The 3,341-nt window shown below is 49.1% G+C and carries 2 tRNA genes and 1 rRNA gene; all 3 read left to right on the forward strand.

Annotation, left to right across the window (positions count from 1 at the left end):
* Positions 1 to 25: 25 nt before the first annotated feature.
* Positions 26 to 102, forward strand: a tRNA-Ile gene (locus tag JMW64_RS13690).
* A 9-nt stretch (positions 103 to 111) separates the two neighbouring features.
* Positions 112 to 187 (forward strand) — tRNA-Ala (locus JMW64_RS13695).
* 344 nt (positions 188 to 531) lie between these two features.
* Positions 532 to 3,341 (forward strand): 23S ribosomal RNA (locus tag JMW64_RS13700); the annotation flags it as partial.

Genomic DNA, 3,341 nt, shown 5'->3' on the forward strand with positions numbered 1-3,341 from the left:
AGCTTACGTTTTAACAAGCGTAATTGGGTCTGTAGCTCAGCTGGTTAGAGCACCGTGTTGATAACGCGGGGGTCAGTGGTTCAAGTCCACTTAGACCCACCATTTTATAATGGGGCCATAGCTCAGTTGGTAGAGCGCCTGCCTTGCACGCAGGAGGTCAACGGTTCGACTCCGTTTGGCTCCACCACTATAGACGAATAAGCTTTAAGTGCTAATAGTATAAATAGAAACAAGTGATTTATCTTTGAATAAAGACACGATTACTTCTTTCTGTTTTATACAGAATCTGTGACTCGACGAGAGCATAGAGACTATTTAAAAACATAGATATGAGTCTGGGTTAGGAACACGTGTTCACGCGTTGTTCCTAACCTTAATCACTCACCTCTTAACGACATCAGTTGTTATCCCAGGGGTGAGTGATTAAAAAAGTAATAAGAGAACTGAATCAAGCGTATAAACATAGGTGATATCGTTATCATAATTAGACTTTATAACACTTAGCAGTCGAAAGACTACTTGGGGTTGTATGGTCAAGTAATGAAGCGCACATGGTGGATGCCTTGGCAGTCAGAGGCGATGAAAGACGTGACAGCCTGCGATAAGCTTCGGGGAGGCGGCAATATCCTGTGATCCGGAGATTTCTGAATGGGGAAACCCACCTACCATAAGGTAGGTATCTTGTACTTGTACAAGAAGCGAACGAGGGGAAGTGAAACATCTCAGTACCCTTAGGAATAGACATCAAATGAGATTCCCCTAGTAGCGGCGAGCGAACGGGGAGAAGCCGATTAATGCTAATGTAGAAGAACAGCGTGGGAAAGCTGACCGTAGTAGGTGATAGTCCTGTATTCGAAACATTAGCGTTAACATATTAAGTAGAGCGGGGCACGAGAAATCCTGTTTGAAGATGGGGGGACCATCCTCCAAGGCTAAATACTCCTGACTGACCGATAGTGAACCAGTACCGTGAGGGAAAGGCGAAAAGAACCCCTGTGAGGGGAGTGAAATAGAACCTGAAACCGTGTGCGTACAAGCAGTGGGAGCCTTAATTTATTAGGGTGACCGCGTACCTTTTGTATAATGGGTCAGCGACTTATATTCTGTAGCAAGGTTAACCGTTTAGGGGAGCCGTAGGGAAACCGAGTCTTAATAGGGCGTTTAGTTGCAGGGTATAGACCCGAAACCGAGTGATCTATCCATGAGCAGGTTGAAAGTGCCGTAACAGGCACCGGAGGACCGAACCCACTGTCGTTGAAAAGCCAGGGGATGACTTGTGGATAGGGGTGAAAGGCTAATCAAACTCGGTGATAGCTGGTTCTCCCCGAAAGCTATTTAGGTAGCGCCTCGGACGAACACCATTGGGGGTAGAGCACTGTTTCGGCTAGGGGGTCATACCGACTTACCAAACCGATGCAAACTCCGAATACCGATGAGTGATATCCGGGAGACACACAGTGGGTGCTAACGTCCATTGTGGAGAGGGAAACAACCCAGACCGCCAGCTAAGGCCCCAAATTCCTAGTTAAGTGGGAAACGAGGTGGGAAGGCATAGACAGCTAGGAGGTTGGCTTAGAAGCAGCCATCCTTTAAAGAAAGCGTAATAGCTCACTAGTCGAGTCGGCCCGCGCGGAAGATGTAACGGGGCTCAAACTAGGAGCCGAAGCTGCGGATTTGAATTTGTTTTCAAGTGGTAGGGGAGCGTTGTGTAAGCCTGTGAAGGTGTGTCGTAAGGCATGCTGGAGGTATCACAAGAGCGAATGCTGACGTGAGTAACGATAATGCGAGTGAAAAGCTCGCACGCCGGAAGATCAAGGGTTCCAGTCCAACGTTAATCGGGGCTGGGTGAGTCGACCCCTAAGGCGAGGCCGAAAGGCGTAGTCGATGGGAAATCGGTTAATATTCCGATACTTGTTTATAATGCGATGGAGGGACGGAGAAGGTTATGTCAGCCTGGCGTTGGTTGTCCAGGTGAAAGGATGTAGGCTTGTGGCTTAGGTAAATCCGGGCTACTACATGGCTGAGATCTGATAGCAAGCTGTACTTGTACAGTGAAGTGGCAAATACCATGCTTCCAGGAAAAGCTTCTAAGCAATAGTTATAAACGAATCGTACCCTAAACCGACACAGGTGATCAGGTAGAGAATACCAAGGCGCTTGAGAGAACTCTGCTGAAGGAACTAGGCAAAATGGTACCGTAACTTCGGGAGAAGGTACGCTGCTGATGGTGATAGGACACGCTCCTTGAGCTGTTGGCAGTCGCAGATACCAGGCTGCTGCAACTGTTTATTAAAAACACAGCACTCTGCAAACACGAAAGTGGACGTATAGGGTGTGATGTCTGCCCGGTGCTGGAAGGTTAATTGATGGGGTTAGCGTAAGCGAAGCTCTTGATCGAAGCCCCAGTAAACGGCGGCCGTAACTATAACGGTCCTAAGGTAGCGAAATTCCTTGTCGGGTAAGTTCCGACCTGCACGAATGACATAATGATGGCAGCGCTGTCTCCAGCAGAGACTCAGTGAAATCGAAATCGCAGTGAAGATGCTGTGTACCCGCGGCTAGACGGAAAGACCCCGTGAACCTTTACTACAGCTTTACATTGAACTTTGACCTGACTTGTGCAGGATAGGTGGGAGGCTTTGAAGCCGAGACGCTAGTCTCGGTGGAGCCAATCTTGAAATACCACCCTGGTCATGTTGGGGTTCTAACTCAGGTATAACAATACCGAGGACAATGTATGGTGGGTAGTTTGACTGGGGCGGTCTCCTCCTAAAGAGTAACGGAGGAGTACGAAGGTGCGCTCAGACCGGTCGGAAATCGGTCGTAGAGTATAAAGGCAAAAGCGCGCTTAACTGCGAGACCCACAAGTCGAGCAGGTACGAAAGTAGGTCTTAGTGATCCGGTGGTTCTGTATGGAAGGGCCATCGCTCAACGGATAAAAGGTACTCTGGGGATAACAGGCTGATACCGCCCAAGAGTTCATATCGACGGCGGTGTTTGGCACCTCGATGTCGGCTCATCTCATCCTAGGGCTGAAGCAGGTCCTAAGGGTATGGCTGTTCGCCATTTAAAGAGGTACGCGAGCTGGGTTTAGAACGTCGTGAGACAGTTCGGTCCCTATCTACCGTGGGCGTTGGAAATTTGAGAGGATCTGCTCCTAGTACGAGAGGACCAGAGTGGACGAACCTCTGGTGTTCGGGTTGTCACGCCAGTGGCATTGCCCGGTAGCTACGTTCGGATGGGATAACCGCTGAAAGCATCTAAGCGGGAAGCCCACCTCAAGATTAGATTTCCCTAAAGAGCCGTTGAAGACTACGACGTTGATAGGCAGGGTGTGGAAG

This window comes from Psychrobacter immobilis, from assembly GCF_904846065.1.
Taxonomy (GTDB): domain Bacteria; phylum Pseudomonadota; class Gammaproteobacteria; order Pseudomonadales; family Moraxellaceae; genus Psychrobacter; species Psychrobacter immobilis_H.